12 protein-coding genes are annotated in these 17,437 nt (G+C 37.9%); 3 read left to right on the forward strand and 9 right to left on the reverse strand.

All coding sequences use genetic code 11. From position 1 onward, the window contains the following. Positions 1-83 precede the first annotated feature (83 nt). On the forward strand, positions 84-2,534 hold the full coding sequence (locus tag RIB15_RS02255) for an SLBB domain-containing protein (RefSeq protein WP_350200519.1): 2,451 nt from the start codon (positions 84-86) through the stop codon (positions 2,532-2,534). Between the two features lie 890 nt (positions 2,535-3,424). Here the strand turns inward: RIB15_RS02255 and RIB15_RS02260 are convergent. After that, on the reverse strand, positions 3,425-4,600 hold the full coding sequence (locus tag RIB15_RS02260) for a nucleotide sugar dehydrogenase (RefSeq protein ID WP_350200520.1): 1,176 nt from the start codon (positions 4,598-4,600) through the stop codon (positions 3,425-3,427). A gap of 124 nt (positions 4,601-4,724) precedes the next feature. Here RIB15_RS02260 and RIB15_RS02265 point away from each other — a divergent pair, with 124 nt between their 5' ends. Continuing rightward, entirely contained in the window at positions 4,725-5,213 is a 489-nt protein-coding gene (locus tag RIB15_RS02265) for a hypothetical protein (RefSeq protein WP_350200521.1), read from the forward strand. 498 nt (positions 5,214-5,711) lie between these two features. Here RIB15_RS02265 and RIB15_RS02270 read toward each other — a convergent pair whose 3' ends face one another. After that, positions 5,712-7,043: a nucleotide sugar dehydrogenase gene (locus RIB15_RS02270; protein WP_350200522.1), complete on the reverse strand. Its 1,332-nt coding sequence runs from the start codon at positions 7,041-7,043 to the stop codon at positions 5,712-5,714. A 915-nt stretch (positions 7,044-7,958) separates the two neighbouring features. On the opposite strand from RIB15_RS02270, the gene RIB15_RS02275 reads away from it, so the two are divergent. Then, positions 7,959-8,216 (forward strand): hypothetical protein, encoded by a 258-nt coding sequence (locus RIB15_RS02275; RefSeq protein ID WP_350200523.1) that lies wholly within the window; start codon positions 7,959-7,961, stop codon positions 8,214-8,216. A gap of 522 nt (positions 8,217-8,738) precedes the next feature. Here RIB15_RS02275 and RIB15_RS02280 read toward each other — a convergent pair. The 7 genes from RIB15_RS02280 to RIB15_RS02310 form a co-directional block, all read right to left on the reverse strand. After that, complete coding sequence (locus RIB15_RS02280) at positions 8,739-9,794, reverse strand: sugar transferase (RefSeq protein ID WP_350200524.1); 1,056 nt, start codon at positions 9,792-9,794, stop codon at positions 8,739-8,741. 233 nt (positions 9,795-10,027) lie between these two features. After that, entirely contained in the window at positions 10,028-11,116 is a 1,089-nt protein-coding gene (gene wecB / locus RIB15_RS02285; RefSeq protein ID WP_350200525.1) for a non-hydrolyzing UDP-N-acetylglucosamine 2-epimerase, read from the reverse strand. 18 nt (positions 11,117-11,134) lie between these two features. Continuing rightward, complete coding sequence (locus RIB15_RS02290) at positions 11,135-12,190, reverse strand: DUF354 domain-containing protein (RefSeq protein WP_350200526.1); 1,056 nt, start codon at positions 12,188-12,190, stop codon at positions 11,135-11,137. Positions 12,191-12,203: 13 nt separating this feature from the next. Continuing rightward, the gene (locus tag RIB15_RS02295; RefSeq protein ID WP_350200527.1) at positions 12,204-13,367 is read right to left on the reverse strand and encodes a prenyltransferase/squalene oxidase repeat-containing protein; all 1,164 of its coding nucleotides are present in this window, start codon (positions 13,365-13,367) and stop codon (positions 12,204-12,206) included. Next, a complete protein-coding gene (locus tag RIB15_RS02300; protein WP_350200528.1) occupies positions 13,367-15,493 on the reverse strand; it encodes a bi-domain-containing oxidoreductase in 2,127 nt (708 codons plus the stop codon). The genes RIB15_RS02295 and RIB15_RS02300 overlap by 1 nt, the downstream gene beginning before the upstream one ends. 44 nt (positions 15,494-15,537) lie before the next feature. Further along, a complete protein-coding gene (locus tag RIB15_RS02305) occupies positions 15,538-16,662 on the reverse strand; it encodes a glycosyltransferase (RefSeq protein ID WP_350200529.1) in 1,125 nt (374 codons plus the stop codon). A gap of 1 nt (position 16,663) precedes the next feature. Further along, positions 16,664-17,437, reverse strand: a complete 774-nt coding sequence (locus tag RIB15_RS02310; RefSeq protein WP_350200530.1) for an AglZ/HisF2 family acetamidino modification protein — start codon at positions 17,435-17,437, stop codon at positions 16,664-16,666.

The raw sequence follows: 17,437 nt of genomic DNA on the forward strand, positions 1-17,437 counted from the left end.
CTCTTTTTATTGTTACTCTTTCTTATAAAAAGTCTTATCATTACGATTCTTATTAATATCCCACAAAAAGGACATTCTATTACATGTTAAAGCGTATAACTACATTCCTCTTTGTAGCTTTAATAACTATATCAGCACAGGCACAAAACTTCGGCATTGATTTTGAAAACATCAGGGTTGATGACTTAAGCGACCAGCAAGTCATGCAACTATATGAACGCATGCAAGAAAGAGGGCTTTCGATTTCTGAAGTCGAGGCGCTCGCTTTGGCACGGGGCATGAATCGCTCTGAAGTAAACAAGCTTCGCTCCAGGATTAATCGTGTACGATCGTCAATGAGTGGGCTAGAAAATAGTGGACAAGCCTCCAACCAAGGCCGACTTCGTAGCGGAAACCTCCAACAAAGCCAGTTAAGTAAACCCAGAGGAGTCAGTCCTGATACCCTGGATGTTCTTTTAGATACTATGCAAAGAGATACTTCCGATGTATTTGGGGCGGATATTTTCTCATCTCAGAGTATATCTTTTGAACCTTCACTTAATATCGCTACCCCAAAAAATTATACCCTGGGTCCGGGAGATGAACTTTTTATTGATATTTGGGGCGCTGCGGAAACCACCTACCAGTTGGTAATCAGTCCTGAAGGGTCCATCCAGATCAGTAATGTGGGTCCAATTGCAGTTAGCGGTTTAACTATTGAAGAGGCCAAAGAACGTCTGACCAGTAAGCTTTCGAATATTTATTCCGGATTAAAAGGACCCAATAAAACCACTTATATGCAGGTCACTTTAGGGAATATCCGGAGTATAAAAGTGAGTATTGTTGGCGAGGTTAAGGCTCCCGGAACATACACGCTCAGCTCTCTATCCTCTGTTTTCAATGCGCTCTATGCTGCCGGCGGGCCTAATAAGCAAGGAAGTTATCGTTCCATTAAGGTTCTGCGGGATGGAAGTGTTCATCAAAGAGTAGACCTCTATAAGTTCCTGGTGTCTGGTGATCTTTCAGACAATATTATTCTAAAAGATCAGGATATCATTAAAGTTGAGCCTTATATAAACCGAATTACGGTAAAAGGTGAAACCAAGAATATTGGACTATTCGAAACCCTTGAAGGAGAAACATTCAATGACCTGTTGGAATATACCGGAGGATTCAATCAGTTTGCTTATAAGAAAAGAGTAAAACTGGAACGCAAAACGGATACGGAAAAAAGAATTGTTGATATCGCATATCCGGAAAAAGGTAATACTGTTCTCCAGTCAGGTGATATTATTACAGTGGGCAGAATTTTGGACCGATATGAGAATAAAGTATCGATCAGGGGACCTGTTTTTCGTCCCGGAGAATACCAGCTGGAGGAAAACCCTACCCTGACAGAACTTATTGAAAATGCGGAAGGCCTTATGGGTGATGCATTCATGGATCGTGCTGTGATTTACAGAACCCAGCAAGATTATAGCATTGAAGCCATTCCGGTAAACTTAGGGCGATTACTTAGCGACACCTCATCTACAGAAATTAGTCTTGTAAAGGATGATGTAGTACAGATTTCGTCAATTTTTGATTTACGCGAACAGCGAACCGTGACAATTAGTGGGTCTGTTCTAAATCCTGACACTTATGACTTTGTAGAGAACAGCTCTCTTAAAGACCTGATCTACCAGGCTAATGGCTTCAAAGAAGAAGCAGCTCCTCATAATATAGAAATTGCCCGGCGGGTACCTGATACAAAAACAGGAGAAATGAATAATCAGATTGCGGAGATTATAACCGTAAACATTGGTAACGGGCTGACCTATGACGAAAAACTGGAGGAAGTTGAACTCAAACCTTTCGACCAGGTTTTTGTTCGTAAGTCTCCCTCTTATGAAGTGCAGAAAACAGTTCGTGTTACAGGAGAAGTGCTGTACCCTGGTGAATATGCCCTGAGTACGCGGGATTTCAGACTCAGTGACTTAATCAATAAAAGCGGAGGACCAACAGACTTCGCTTATGTAGAAGGTGCCTCTTTGACCCGTAATTACGACCAGGATATTGATGAATTAGATATTAATTTAGAGGATTCAGTTGCCACAGAAGAGGTGGAATCTTTGTCAAAAGTAGGTATTCAGTTGCAGGAAGCTCTGAACGACCCCGATTCCGAATACGACCTTTTGCTGCAGCCGGGAGATGTAATTAATATTCCCAAGCGATTACAGACTGTACAAATCAGAGGCGAGGTACTGTATCCCATTAATGCCCGTTATGAAGATCGGCGTTCTTTCAGAAGCTATATAAGTGCAGCCGGTGGCTTTACAGAACAGGCGAATACCAAAAAAGCATATATCGTTTATGCCAATGGAGAGGTGGATCGTACCAAAAAATTCTTATTCTTCAAATCTTATCCTAAGGTTAAACCAGGATCTGTACTAATCATTCCTCCAAAAGAACAACGTGAACGCCTCTCTCCGCAAGAGAGAATTGCAATATTCTCCACTATTGTATCTATGGCGGCTATCGTCACTAACACCATTTTCCAGATTCGACGGAATTGATTGATAAGTCATCGCGGGCGGAGATACAGGATCTCCGATTATTATGATTCAACCATATCCAAATTAAGCGAAGGGCTGAACCCCTTCGCTTGTGTACTGGAAGAAAAGCCCCTCTTTTACAGATTTCGTCATCCCGCACGAAGCGTGGCGGAGATACGGGATCTCCATAATCGACATCCATACTCAATCAAGGAGATCGCGGGTCTATGCCCGCGATGACGTGCTTTATTGAATGTCATCCCGCGGCGAATGCCCGGGATCCTGTTGTTTGATAAAAATATGGCCGTTGATTTACATCCCAACCCGATTCCCCGACCTCTCTAAATCTCTCCTTCTCAAGGAGAGACTTTACTTACGTGGTTCTAATAAACACCTTAACTCGTTTCTTCGAGATTGCGTCGTCGCTATGCACCCCAAACCTACATTCAAAATCCGGGCTTCTCGCAATGACAGGTTTTAATTAGCAAGTCATCCCGCGGCGAATGCCCGGGATCCTGTTGTTTGATAAAAGTATGGCCGTTGATTTACATCCCAATTCGATTCCCGACCTCTTTGCATTTGAACCCTGATTTTTTTGGGATTATATGATTTCCTTGATTACTCTTCATCTCTTCCGCGAATCGTTTTAATCAGGAAAATCATGGTTCTAAGTAATGCACTCTTCCACCATCAGCTCTGTTTTAACCAGCAGTAGAGAACACCTGGAAGCTTTTTCACAAATCGATCATTCGATTTCAGGAGATTCTTCACTCCGCCTACGCTTCGCTCAGAATGACAGAGCCACTAATAACCATTCTAATGCTGCTATCGCAGCAATGCCTTTCAGGCATAAGTAATATTCTGGCTCTTAAGAACAACTTCAATATTGAATGTTCATCATTCAATATTCCCTAGTCCGTCCCGAATAAGTCCCTCGTATAAACTTTATCCTTTACATCCCGGATTTCATCCACCATCCGGTTTGCAATAATTACTTCGGATATTTTCTTAAACTCGTCAAGATCACGGATTACCATGGAATGATAAAATTCTTCCTGCTCCAGATAAGGCTCATAAACAACAACGGTTATTCCCTTTGCCTTAATACGTTTCATAATACCCTGAATAGCACTCTGTCTGAAGTTATCTGAGCCTTGCTTCATCACCAAACGATATACCCCAACTACCTTGGGATCGTTCTTCCAAATTTGTCGGGCTATAAAATCTTTGCGGGTAGAATTGGCATCTACAATAGCCCTGATCAGATTATTAGGCACATCCTGAAAGTTAGCCAGAAGCTGTTTGGTATCCTTAGGCAGGCAGTATCCTCCATATCCGAAAGAAGGATTATTATAATGATCACCAATACGGGGGTCAAGTCCGACACCCTCTATAACCTGTGAAGTACTCAGGTTATGAGTTTCACAATAGGAATCCAGCTCATTAAAATATGCCACACGCATAGCCAGATACGTATTTGAAAACAATTTGATAGCCTCAGCCTCTGTATTGTCAGTAAAAAGCACCGGTATTTCATCTTCTTCCTTTTCTGCACCTTCAATCAGTAAATCGGCAAAAACACGGGCACGTTCCGACTGTTCCCCAACTACAATCCTTGAAGGATATAAATTATCATACAGCGCTTTTCCCTCCCTTAAGAATTCGGGAGAAAACATGATGTTCTCTGAATTAAACTTCTCCTTAAGGCTTTTAACGTATCCTACCGGAATGGTAGACTTAATAACCATTACAGCATCCGGGTTAACCTGCAGCACTTCCTTAATTACTGCTTCTACCGACTTCGTATTAAACTTGTTGGTTTCCGGATCATAGTCGGTGGGAGTAGCGATAATGACATACTCAGCGTCCTTATAAGCTTCCTCCGGATCAAGGGTCGCCGTTAAATTCAAGTTCTTCTTTTCAATAAAGAATTTTTCTATTTCCTTGTCTGTGATTGGAGACTTTCGGTTGTTAATGAGTTCTACCTTTTCCTCAACAATATCTAATGCTACAACTTCATTATGCTGTGATAACAAAACAGCAAGTGAAAGTCCTACATACCCGGTTCCGGCAACGGCAATCTTCATTTTCAATATTTTTAATGGTATTGATTAAGGGCACAAATATAGAAGTTTTATGACTTTCAAACTTGGACTAAAGTTGGTATTGTATTCTTCGTTTCAAAACAGTGGATATTGATTTCTTCAGCTCATGAACTCTAAAAAATATCTTATTAAGGCAGGTTTAATTTCAGCATATGTGCTTTTTCATATATATCTGCTCCGACCTGTGAGAACAGCCGTATTTCAGTTTCAGGTAGATGAAGATTTCATAGAGTCTATAAATGAAAGTGAGGGACTTTCTTTCCAAAAGCTGGACATTCGACTGGCTGTTTTTGAATACACTAAAGATGATGTTGAAAAACTATTTTTCTATAAAGTACCTTTTGGTTCATTCTTTTTCCTCGGTATAATCGGACTCATTCTTATAGGCGCAGACGCAAAGTTTTTTGGAATTTTGATCTCTGCTCACGGTTTTATTCTACTATGGTCCCTCATTATTTTTTCAATGGATATAGCCCAAAACCTGATGCTCTTACACATTCTGGATTTTTTGTCAACCTACCTCGCTCCTTTATCCGCTCTTGGTGTTATTCCACTCTCGCTATATTATAAAAGACTCCATCATTCTTCGACGTGAATAGGACATTCAGTCAACATTGTTCTGTGATCGCGAAGGGATGAATCCCTTCGCTTGTGTACTGGAAATCATCTTTGCATTACCCAACATCCCGTCATCCCGGACTTGATCCGGGATCTCCATAATCAACTTGGGTTATCGATAAAGGAGATTGTGGGTCTCGGCCCGCGATGACGAAGTTGTTGTTTGGCTTGGTTGCCATACCAGGGAGATTGCTTCGTCGCTATGCACACCAAACCTACATTCAAAATCCGGGCTCCTCGCAATGACAGATTTTATCAGCAAGTCATCCCGCGGCGAATGCCCGGGATCCTGTTGTTTGATAAAGATGTGGCCGTTGATTTACATCCCAAACCGAATCCAGAGATTCTTCACTCCGCTTTCGCTTCGTTCAGAATGACAGTGGCACTTATTACCTCTCTTATGCTGCTATCGCAGCAATGCCTTTCATGCATGTAAACAAGAAATTTTACGGTTATTTAACCACAAACAACTCTTCTAAGCTTTAAAAATATGCTTATCATTTTTCGGCTTAACACCCTTCATTGCATTCCGGGTATCAACGATGCAATCATTCCACTCGGCAAGCTCGGAGTAATCGATAGAAGAATGATTGGTAGAAATAACTATCGCATCAAACTCAGCTATAACCTCTCTGTTCCATTCAATGGATTTATGGCCGGTCCATTCCGCATGCTCACGGGTAGGGAGAACTTCAGGAATATAAGGATCATAAAAGGATACTTCGGCCCCAACTCGCTTTAATAAATCAAAAATCTTGAAAGTAGGAGATTCCCGCATATCATCTACGTCTGGTTTGTAGGCCAAACCAATAACCAACACCCTACTCCCGTTCAATGCTTTTTTATGGGCATTCATAGCCAGCATAGTCTGATCGATCACATACTGAGGCATATTGGTATTCACTTCTCCGGCTAACTCTATAAAACGGGTATGTTTTTCAAACTCACGCGCTTTCCAGGTCAGGTAAAAAGGATCGATAGGAATACAGTGTCCACCCAAACCCGGGCCCGGAGTAAATTTCATAAATCCAAAAGGTTTAGTTCCGGCTGCATCCAGTACTTCATGCACATCTATACCCATAGCCTCATACACTACTTTAAGTTCATTCACCAAAGCAATATTTACGGAACGAAAAATATTCTCAGTAAGCTTGACGGCCTCTGCTGTCTTGCAATCAGTGACTGGTACCGTTTCTACAATAGCGGTGTCATACATTGCTTTAGCCAGCTGTAGCGCCTCTTCTCCATGTCCACCCACCACTTTAGGAATCTTGGCAGTATTAAAATTGGGATTACCCGGATCTTCCCGCTCAGGGCTATAAGCCACGTAAAAATCCTCCCCCGCTTTGAGCCCCGAGTTTTTTTCCAGAATAGGAATCATTAATTCCTCGGTAGTGCCCGGCCAGGTAGTGGATTCCAAAATCACCAGCTGTCCCTTTCTCAGGTACTTGGATACGGTATCCGTAGTCTGTTCCACATAACTCATATCCGGTTCCCGGTGATGATCCAATGGAGTTGGCACGCATAAAAGAATAGCATCCGCTTCATCAAGACGGGAGAAATCAGACGTAGCATCACAACGTTCGGAACCGGCTAATTCCCCCATCATCTCTGACCCAAGGTGTTTAATGTAAGATATACCAGAATTTAGATTATCTACTTTCTTTTGATCAATATCATAACCAATTACAGGCATCCCTTGTTGATGAAAAGTCCACATTAATGGAAGGCCAACATAGCCTAATCCTACAATCCCGATTTTGTACTCTTTATCTTCTATTTTTTGAAGAAGGTTACTGATGCTCATTTATTTTGGGCTAAATGAATGTTTGATTTTCAGGGCTTGAAGGTAAGGATATTTCCATTCTTTAAGAAGCTTGATTTACAATTCCAGTTTTCCCTTCCCGAGGGGATTGTAGGGAGGGTAAATATAGCCAGAGGCAACCAAACCTGACCACCATCGCACAAGTGGAGAGGGTGCATTCCAAACCCGATTCCCGGATCTCTTTAAATATCTTCTTACCAAGAAGAGACTTTACTTACGTGGTTTTAATAAACACCTTAACTCGTTTCTTCGAGATTGCTTCGTCGCTATGTACCCCAAACTTACATTCAGCAACTCAGACTCCTCGCAATGACGGGTTTTAATCGGCAAGTCATCCCGCGGCGAATGCCCGGGATCTTGTTGTTTGATAAAAGTATGTCCGTTGATTTACATCCCCATTCGATTCTCCGACCTCTCTAAATCTTTCCTTGCCAAGATAGACTATACCTGCCGGGCTTATTTCACCTCTTTCCATTTGAACCCTGATTTTTGGGATTATTTGATTTCCTTGATTATTCTGCACATCTCCTGCCAATCGTTTTAATCGGGAAAATCAGGATTCTAAGTAATGCACTCTCTCTACCACCAACTCTGTTTTAACCAGCCGTATAGAACACCAGGCAGCTTTTTCACTAATCGATCATTCGATTAATCAATCTATCGCAAATTGAGGCGTCCCTTCTCCTTATGAAGGAGAAAGACAGAAAGAGGTTTGTGTGAAATAGAAAACAAGCACAAGTAAGAGACTTCGCAAATCGGTCGCCCGGTCCATCGGTTATACGCAATTCAATCAGGGTATTATTCAACATCCTAAACCAATTCACCTACCTCTCTTCTTCTCAAGGAGAGACTTTACTTACATGGTTTTAATAAACACCTTAACTCGTTTCTTCGAGATTGCTTCGTCGCTATGCACCCCAAACCTACATTCAAAAACCCGAGCTCCTCGCAATGACAGGTTTTAATCAGCAAGTCATCCCGCGGCGAATGCCCGGGATCTTGTTGCTTGATAAAAATATAGCCGTTGATTTATATCCCGAGCCGATTCAAGGAGATTCTTCACTCCGCATACGCTGCGTTCAGAATGACAGTGGCACTTATTACCTCTCTTATGCTGCTATCGCAGCAATGTCTTTTATTAAAAAACCATTATGAAGGTACTCCTGAAGAATCTTTGCCACGAAATGCTTGCTTGGGCTTTTACACCCCGTCATCCCGCACGTTGTGAATACGGAGATGCTGGATCTCCTTAATCACTTGGGATGTCGATAAAGGAGATCGCGGGTCTGGGCCCGCGATGACGCGGTTGTTGTTTGTCTTGGTTGCCATGAGAGGGAGATTACTTCGTCGTTATTCAACCCGAGCCTGCATTCGGCAATGCGGTCTCCTCGCAAAAACCGGTTTTTGGTACGTCATTGCGAGGAGGAAGCCAAGTCTGACCTCTACTTACCAACACTTTCGACGCGGCGATCTCCTTTACATTCCCAAATGCTGGTTTCAGGGAGATTCTTCACTCCGCATTCGCTTCGTTCAGAATGACAGAGGTGGTTAATACCATTCTTATGCTGCTTCGCAGCAATGCCTTAAGATATTTTATTCTGCAGATACTACCGAAGAACTTCTGCTATGAAAGCTTACCAGATATGTTTCAAAGAGAGAGAATTATGTATTCTTAAGCTAGTTACTACGGGCTTTCTTAACAAGAATATTATACCAAGCTTTAAAAAAGTACCTAACATCTGTTCGAATAGGATGTTCCAGGTAGGATTTTAGATACTTTCTTTCCGATTCAATGATCTCTTCAAGGGTCTGAGGCATATCAGCATAGAACGGTGGCACCAATCCAGGTTTTACTTTTGTTCTAAGCTCTTGAAGGTCTTCCGGATATAAATTAAAGTAATGCCTGCTTAGCGGTCTTACCCCTACAAGTTTCATCTCCCTTTTGAAAAAATTAATAAACATGGGCAATTCATCAATCCATAATTTCCTGAACCATCTCCCCCAGGTTGTTACCCGGAAATCGTCCTTAATCTTACCACCCTGTTGTAAGCTATTTTTCTTAAAGGCATAATCCTGAAGATATTCTGAATATGGATGCATTGTTCGGAGTTTATATACACTAAATAATTCTCCACCCTTACCAATTCTATTTAGCTTTACCAAAGCTCCATAAGTTGGTTGCATATCATAAGCAGGATCAGATTGCTTTTGACTTAATATATATGTGGTATAACCAATTCTCTGATATCCAATAATGTCAAACCCGCAAGACGTTAAACGCCCTAAACTTTCCGTAAGAGACAAAACCCTGCTTTTACCATTAGTAAACCAAAAATAAAGCCCTTTTGTAAAAGATATTTTGGGAAGCACCCGCTTAAGAATAAAATCCAATACATATACCGGATAACCAATGAATTTTGGATAGTTATTCAGAATTTTATTTTTTCTTGTATCCTTAGTCTCAACCGCTGTTAAAAAATATTTACCTTTTTCTAAACGGTGATTCGCTTCTTCAAAAAATTTATTGATTCTTTGAATATCATTGATCGGTTGAATATTGGCAATTCCAGAATAAGAATTTGAAGCATTTGGAATCTTATCTTTATCTGTACTATCAAACCATTCAAGCTGAGAACTATCAATACCCAAATTTAAGGATTTGATGAACTCATTGACCCCTTTCTGTTTTGTACCAACCCTGGAAATTTTCAGAGTTTTTTCACTCAGTTCCATATTTACTAATTCTCACTTCAATTATTATTCAGTAAAGAGTTTAACATATGAATAATATATTTAAATTATAATCTAGTACCCTCTCATAAAATTTTCTAATAATTCAACGGATTAGATTACTAACCATTACTCAAGATACATTAATTTATTTATGTTCTTAAATAAAACCGATTGTTCTAATAAAGGATTGTCTTTTTACTATATAACCTTCTTCTATTATCAATAAAAAAATATCACATCCATCCTATTAAATAATTAACAATTCTTTTTGAAGTTTTACCATCCCATTTTTCTGGTATCCCACCTTTTTTCCAGTTTCCTGAAAATAATTTTTCCATTGCCGGTGCTATAGATTTTGGGTCTGTTCCGAGCAACTCATTTGTTCCGATATAACAGGTTTCCGGGCGTTCTGTACTATTCCTTAGGGTCATACAAGGTATTCCCATAACTGTAGTCTCTTCAGTTATCCCTCCCGAGTCTGTAATAACTGCTTTAGAGTGTTTTACAAGATAGTTAAACTCAAGATAACTTAGAGGGTCTACATAGTGAAGAGTGTTGTACTCTATCCCAATTTTTTCGAGGTTTTTGCGCGTCCGTGGGTGTACTGGGAAGATAATAGGTAATCCATCAGATGATGTAACAATTTCATTAATAAGCCTTTTCAACTGTTCTTCTTCGTCAACATTGGAAGGCCGGTGGAGGGTCATCACCAAATACTGTTGATTTTTTAGCTTTTGTTCCAACCAGACCTGAGGCTTAATAAGCTTATCAGAATTATCTAAAAGTGTATCAATCATAGTATTACCTACAAAGAAAATTTGGTCCTTAGATATCCCCTCTTTTTGTAAGTTTTTATTTGCAACATCACTTGTTGTAAAAAAATAATCAGTTATGGAATCTGTAACCAGCCTATTTATTTCTTCTGGCATACTTCTATCACCCGACCTAATTCCTCCTTCAACATGCGCCACTCTGATATTCAGTTTTTTCGCAGTTATTGCACAAGCCATAGTAGAAGTCACATCACCAACTACCAAACACAGATCACTTGGACTATCAAATAAAATCTTCTCATAGCGAATCATTATTCCCGCAGTCTGACTTGCCTGGGAACCGCTTCCTACTTCCAAGTTAAAATCAGGAGCAGGTATATTAAGTTGTTCAAAAAAACTTCCACTCATATTTCTGTCATAATGCTGCCCTGTATGAATTAATCGATATTTCAAATTTGAAGTCTCACTTGACCTTTTTTTTATTTCTTTTATGATTGGAGCAATCTTAATAAAGTTAGGTCTCGCTCCTGCTATTATATCGATCAACATAAAATTGTATTCTTTTAATTAATTGTCTGACAAAAAGTTGGATATATAGTTATATAAATAGTCTGCAGTATTTATCTTTTCCTTCAACATTAACTTTCTTTTAGTTTCAAAAACTTCTTTTCCACTCGCATTTTTTGAGGCTAATTCAATTGCTACATTAACTAAATTCTGTGGTTGATCTGGTGTAATTCCAAATCCAAGCCCGTACTTTTCTTCTAATTCTTTCAAATAACCAATTTTACCAACAAAATCATTGTACCTAATATATGGGGTTCCTAGAACCGCTGCTTCAGCCGACATAGTTTGGCTGTCTCCAATAACCAGGCTTGCGAAAGCTAAAAAATGATGAATGTCCAATGGATCAATCGATAATCTGTATGGTTCAAATTTATCAGATAGTTTTCTTTCTGACGTTATTAATATCTGTCCAAATTGTTCTAGCTCTTTTATCAATCTTGAAGCTAACTCATCATTAATACCTCTCACATTTTCATCGTGATGTGCTGTCAACCCAGCAAATCTTACAATAATAAATTTGTTATTTTTTTTTAAGTATTTGTTAATAACATTTTTATCTGGTTTAAAATGATCGGGATGAAGATAAGCTAGTTCATGATATCCTGGATACTTGGTCGTTTTATTTTCCCACCTTCCGTTATTACAGCAATCCGGACTCAATATAGAAGTTGCGAATGGATAGGCCATCCAAGCGTACATTGGCACAACGCTAGCATCATCTTCATTCACATTGATCGAAGGTATTTTTAACAACTTTCCTAAATATGAAATATCAGCTGAGGTACCTATCAATAGATTTGGATTATTTTTTTTACAATACCTATAAATATTTTTACCCCTAACTATTAAATCTTGGAACAAGCCAATTTTACCTGCAGATTTTCCTTCTGGCAAAATATTTTCATATGGAATATTTGAATCATCTAATAGCTTTTTTAATACATCTTTTTCTTTAATTACTATATCTACTTCGTGATCATTTTGAATGAGCTTTTTAATTACAAACTTAAACAGATGAAAATGAGCAGGGTGCCCAAGATGAAATAATACCCTCATTTTACCTAATAACTTATGCTTTTATAATTTTAGTTTCTTGGTACATGAGTAAATTTGATAAAGCCGCAAACATCCACGCATTAGACCACCTCATGAACGAAGTTTTTAAGGTGTACCACTTAAATTTTCTAAAATAAAAATAGCCACTTTCATCTTGCATGTTCTCAATAGTCCAATTGGCAACTTTTTTTGCAAGGTCATATTCCTTAAATCTGAGTAAAGTAAGAATTGATTGTGAAGCAGAAGTACAATCAATTGGGTAAATATTATCCGAATAAAAAGATGGTTTACCATTCCTAGAAAAAAAATTGTGCTTGTAGAATTCAAATCCACTTAGAAGGTTTTCATTGAATGTTTGATCCTTACATAATTCGATATATTCATTTAAACAATCAAGAACGTAACCAGTATGGTAGTTATCAATCCAGTTTCCTTTTTTGGCCTGAGAATAATACCAAGAACCATCTTGATTTTGATTCTGAATAACATATTCAACTGCTTGCCGGGCTACCATTTTTGCCGATTCACTTTCTGTCAATGAATAAACCTGGGCCAATATTCGTACCCCTTTCATTGAAGCATTGAAGACCTTTTGATTATCAAATGGGGAGTATGAAAAACAAAGCTTTTCATCTTCATATGACCTATTAAGGTCCTTCAATACAAAATCAGCTGAGCTCACAACCAATCTCTTCAGAGATTCCCTTCCGGTGATCTTCCAAGCTGAATAGAGACTATTTACTATTATACCTGTAGCTACTACTGTGGGTTGATACGCAGGAATTTTAGCGTACCTGGCTTCCCAATCAAAATCATACCCCCAACATGCTCCTGAATAACCTTCAGGAATGAGATGAGTTAATTCCTCCTCTAAAGATCTGATCTTCTCTATATAAAAATCTTTTTTATCAGGTTCAGATATAATTAGATATGCATAAGCTTGAATACTTAGACCCAGCGAAACTGGATTCAAACCTTTAGAAATAAGTAGTAATGGTCTAATGTTAAAAGGAAAACGTTTAACTAATTGCTGTATTCCGAATCTTAATAGTTTACTCTTCTTAAAAATGGGTAACCTAAATAAAGGGGATTTTAAAGCATCATATGGGTCATACCCTCTATATTCATTATGCTCTAAGTGCTCTTGAAGATTTCTCAAGGGTTCTTTTATATCCATCAAATCATGATTTTCCTGCGGTGTAATAAACTTTCGGTAATCTTACAGGTAGCTAATGAACTGAGATAAGACTCTTCAAAAGAGATCGGCGTTTTCTCACCCTGTTTAATCGCTTTAAGAAAAGCATCTATTTCAGATTTATGGCCCTTATCCTGATTTCTATATTTTTTTCTTTTTTGATTATCCGCATAAATAGTTAGCTCTTTAAAATCATCAATCTTTGCAACGATACCCCCGGAGAAGACTTCAATGTATTCTTTTGACAGACTTTTATTCCCATTTGAAAAATAATTGATAGAAGCTATACTGCCATTATCCATTTCTAAATTAATAACAACGGTATTATTTAGATTGTTCGGGTCTTTCATAGAGTCTGCTGAAACACTAATGATTTTTCCTCCTGAAAGATACATTGCCAAATCAACAAAATGACAAGCCTCACCAATTATTCGTCCACCACCTATATCAGAATCATTAACCCAATGGTCTTTTGGCAAATTACCAGCATTAACTCTTATTAAGATAGACTTAGGTTGTTCAGGTTCAAACAAATCTTTAATTTCTTTGACGGCTGGTGCAAATCTTCGATTATATCCCACCATTAAATGAGTATTTTTACTTTCCTCAGCAGCTTTTTTTATCTCCAATAGCTCTTCTTCATTCATACCCAATGGTTTTTCAACAAATACATTCTTATTCGCCTTTAAGGCTTTAATAACATATTCAGCATGAGTATTATGTCTGGTTGTAATGAAAATAGTGTTCGTATTTTCATCCTCAAATATTTCCCGAGAGTTCTCAGCACAATATTTAAAACCATATTTTTCACCTACACTTTTAGCGGTAGTACCACTACCAGTTACAATACCAGAAAAATCACAATGCCCCTCTAAATTAGGCAAGAGGGTACCTTGAGCGAAGGAACCTGCTCCGATAAAACTTACATTGGCATTAGAAGGCTTAAAGCTCTTATTGTTTAATTGAACGCTTTTTTTAAGTTCTTTACTTTGATCATATTCTATTACAATCCCAGTAAATTCCTCCTCATTACTGAGTATCAGGTCATATGCTTTTGGTGCATCAATCAATGGAAATGTATGGGTAATAAGTGGAGTAATATCTATTCTTTTAGAAGCTAATAAATCAATAAAGCTTTGCATGTTTCGATTCTCAGTCCATCTGACATAACCAATGGGGTAATCCAGGCCTTTTTCTTCATAATCTGAATCATTTCGCCCAGGTCCATATGAAGAAGACATTCGCAGGTCTAATTCTTTCTTATAATAATTTGCTCTGCTAAATCCTGTTGGAACAGCACCAACTACTACAATTTTTGCTTTATGTCTTGCAATTTCTCCAGCAAATTCAACAGGATCTAGAGATGAAGTGCCGGCAGTAATTATTATCGAATCACACCCATTGCCTCTGGTATGAAGCATGATTTTATTAACAATTCCATTCGCATTCCTATTAAAAACATTCTCCATTCCAGCTTTTCTTGCCTGCTGAATTTGCGCTTCTGAAATATCTATTCCTAAGGGCTTAACTCCGGAGGCTTCTAAAATTTTATATGTAAGTTGTCCGATCAAACCCATCCCTATTATTACACAGTTCTCACCCAATTTGAGATCTGCCTGACGAATACCTTGTATAGCTATTGCGGCAATTGTTGTTAATGAAGCTTGCTTTAGACTTACATCTTTGGGTACTTTTACTGCTAAGTTAACGGGAACACTTATAACATCAGCATGATTGGCAGTATTACCCCCACAAGCAACGTAATCACCAACCTTAAATTCTGATACCCCTTCACCAACTGCAATTACCTCACCAGCCGAACTATATCCCAATGGTGAATCAGCTTCCAGCTTATTCATGACCATTTTATAGGTGGATATCAAGCCATTTGTCTTAACCATTTCAATGACTTGCCTTACTTCTTTTTGACGACTTTTTGCCTTAGCTATGTAGCCTTTTCTTGCATCAGAAACTGTTTTTCCTTCAGTACCAGAACTAATAACAGAGTAGAAATTTCTGACCAAAATTTTCCCCTTACCAACAGTTGGAAAGGGCACTTCACTAATATTCATTTCGCCGCTTTTAAGTTTTTGTGTTAATTGGTCCATATTCTGTTTGGCTATTTCAATGATTTTCAGCAGGGTCAATAATCCTACTTTAAAATTTTATTAATTAATAAATATTCGTAAGAGAATTTATAATTTATTTCTTCATTTTTTTTTCTGTCATAGTCAAAACTAAAATTACTTAGCTTTTCTGTAAGATCTCTATTAGAGTCATAATAATATCCTGACACTTCATTCTCCAACAAATGATTAAGTGTGTTTTTGTAACTATAAGTGGGTAACATCACAAATAACCCCGTCCCAAGTGCCTGTTGGATACTTATTGAGGGCCTGTACCAATAACCCACATCAGCAATATTTAAAAGCGCATTTAACTTTTCCGGGTCTTGAAAATCTAACAAAATAAGCTGATTACTAAAGTCACTCTCCAGTAATTTTTTCTTCAGATCTTTAGCGTAGGCTGTATCATTAAAACCAACGAGCACGTAAACCAATTCCTTATCTCTTTCAATTGCTTTTAATATTGGCTTTATGTGTTCAAAAATATGTTTGTACTCAACTATCCTTGTAATAGTAATTATTACCTTTTTATCATTTACGTTCTGTCTTTTTCTATATTCCTTACGCAAGCTTTCATCAAAGTTAAATATAGATTTATCATATCCTAAACCAGTCATTACTATTTTCTTAGCATCTTTAGGATTTCTCAATTTTGACTTTAAAATCTCTACTGTCTGCATTGTATTAGCGATTACTCTATCAGATTTTTTTATGCTTTTACGAGTCCAGTAGTTTTTAAATAAAATGCGGGACAATCTTCCTTTAATACTAGTACTGCTATGATCTTCCAAATCCCCAAATAAGGAAATAGTTTGTGCTTGTTTTGGAATTGCTCTAAGTAAGTGGAATGGAAGCCCCCAAGTTGGATGAACCAAAATAACATTATCGGGGTTTAACTTTTTCAATAAACCATATTTATAGAATGCGAAAAAAATGGTCGTCGAAAGTTTTATGATCTTGTTGAGTCTAATAACCTTATAAGAGTTATTATCTTCATTGATTCTTTTATTTTTATCAAACTGACTTCTGTTTGATGTTACAACAGTGACTTCATGGCCTAACCTATGAAGTGTTTCAGCAATTTGTACTTCTTGATATGAAAATTCAGGCTCAAAAAAATTTGAAATAATAACAGATTTACTTTTTCCCATTTCAGTCAGAATAGATCTCCATCTTCTCTTTAATTACTCTTCTATCCGGATAACTTATGAGCACAGCTTTATGTGGCATTCGATAAATAAATATACTTCCAGCACCAGCTGCCACCGAATTTCCCACGGATAAGACCTCAATCAAATCCTCAACACTCCCAGCTCCTCCTAAAGCCACAACAGGAATATCAACGCTCTTATTAATAATCTCAATTAATGAAAGGTCATAACCTTTCATTACTCCATCGTTATCTACTGAATATATAATTAGTTCACCAGCACCAAGCATTTCTGCTTTCTTTGCTAACTCTACTGGCGTTAGTTTAACCCTTTTCTTTTTTACATGATCATAAACAAAGTATCTACCCAAAAAATCTTTCTTTACATCAATACCTACGACAATACTTTGTGAACCAAAATTATTTGCTGCTTCTGTAATAAACTCAGGATTTGTTAAAGCATGATTATTTATGATTACTTTTTCATAACCCAACCTAAATATCTTAGCAATTTCACTTATCTTTTTTATCCCGCCTCCATAGCCCATAGGCATAAATGCCTCTTTTGCTATTCTATTGAGTAGCTTAAAATTGGGTGGTTGATTCTTCTTTGATACTCCAATATCCAAAAGTACCAACTCGTCTGCTAATTTTGCATTAAATATCTTTACAACATTAATTGGATCCCCAACATAATTGGGATTTTTAAACTTTGTTGTTTTAACCAATCCCCCGTTTGAAAGCAAAAGACTAGGAATAATTCTGTATTCTAACAT

This window comes from Gracilimonas sp. (assembly GCF_040218225.1).
GTDB lineage: Bacteria > Bacteroidota > Rhodothermia > Balneolales > Balneolaceae > Gracilimonas.

What these genes read in the sequence shown, in the direction of transcription:
- RIB15_RS02255 (WP_350200519.1), top strand. Translation starts at nt 84, where the DNA reads ATGTTAAAGCGTATAACTACATTCCTCTTTGTAGCTTTAATAACTATA.
- RIB15_RS02290 (WP_350200526.1), bottom strand. Translation starts at nt 12,190, where the DNA reads ATGAGGGTATTATTTCATCTTGGGCACCCTGCTCATTTTCATCTGTTT.
- RIB15_RS02265 (WP_350200521.1), top strand. Translation starts at nt 4,725, where the DNA reads ATGAACTCTAAAAAATATCTTATTAAGGCAGGTTTAATTTCAGCATAT.
- RIB15_RS02310 (WP_350200530.1), bottom strand. Translation starts at nt 17,437, where the DNA reads ATGTTAGAATACAGAATTATTCCTAGTCTTTTGCTTTCAAACGGGGGA.
- RIB15_RS02270 (WP_350200522.1), bottom strand. Translation starts at nt 7,043, where the DNA reads ATGAGCATCAGTAACCTTCTTCAAAAAATAGAAGATAAAGAGTACAAA.
- RIB15_RS02295 (WP_350200527.1), bottom strand. Translation starts at nt 13,367, where the DNA reads ATGGATATAAAAGAACCCTTGAGAAATCTTCAAGAGCACTTAGAGCAT.
- wecB (WP_350200525.1), bottom strand. Translation starts at nt 11,116, where the DNA reads ATGTTGATCGATATAATAGCAGGAGCGAGACCTAACTTTATTAAGATT.
- RIB15_RS02260 (WP_350200520.1), bottom strand. Translation starts at nt 4,600, where the DNA reads ATGAAGATTGCCGTTGCCGGAACCGGGTATGTAGGACTTTCACTTGCT.
- RIB15_RS02300 (WP_350200528.1), bottom strand. Translation starts at nt 15,493, where the DNA reads ATGGACCAATTAACACAAAAACTTAAAAGCGGCGAAATGAATATTAGT.
- RIB15_RS02305 (WP_350200529.1), bottom strand. Translation starts at nt 16,662, where the DNA reads ATGGGAAAAAGTAAATCTGTTATTATTTCAAATTTTTTTGAGCCTGAA.
- RIB15_RS02280 (WP_350200524.1), bottom strand. Translation starts at nt 9,794, where the DNA reads ATGGAACTGAGTGAAAAAACTCTGAAAATTTCCAGGGTTGGTACAAAA.